This window comes from Blautia sp. CAG:257, from assembly GCF_000433815.1.
GTDB lineage: Bacteria > Bacillota > Clostridia > Lachnospirales > Lachnospiraceae > Blautia_A > Blautia_A caecimuris.
Genome location: NZ_HF999078.1, coordinates 425 through 959, shown reverse-complemented (window position 1 = coordinate 959; position 535 = coordinate 425). Strand labels below are relative to the sequence as shown.

Below are 535 nucleotides of genomic sequence, written 5' to 3'. Positions count from 1 at the left end.
ATGGATGCGGTATCCTGTCCGGTATTCAGAACAAAGGGTTCATTCAGATTAAATTCCGGAACATTGACACAGGCATAAATTTCCCCGTTTTGAGGATTCATCAGAAGAATGGACACCCTTTCGGCCTGCTTCTCTTCCATAACCTTCAGAGCAGCCTGCTGCACGAACTCCTGTATACTGATATCAAGACTCAGTCTCAGCGTATTTCCCTTAACAGGCTCTGATCTCCGTTCTCCAAGGCCGTCGATCTCCACGCCTCTTGCATCTGTAGTGGTCAGGATCTTTCCCGGAATCCCTTTCAGAACCTCTTCATATTCTACTTCCAGTCCAATGATCCCCTGATTATCTCCCCCTGTAAAGCCAAGGACTTTGGATGCCAGAGAGTCATAGGGATAGTATCTTTTATAATCTTCATCCACCTTTACCCCGTCCAGTCCTGCCTTTCGAATAGCGTCTCCGGTTTCTTTTTCCACATTTGTGCGGATCCGTTCTATGGATGAATTTTTTTCCACCTTTTTTCTCACTGTTTCCTCTG

General features: G+C 46.0%; 1 pseudogene. It reads right to left on the bottom strand.

The features are described 5' to 3' along the window. Positions 1-535, bottom strand: a pseudogene (locus QVP40_RS09470) (peptidoglycan glycosyltransferase); the annotation flags it as partial.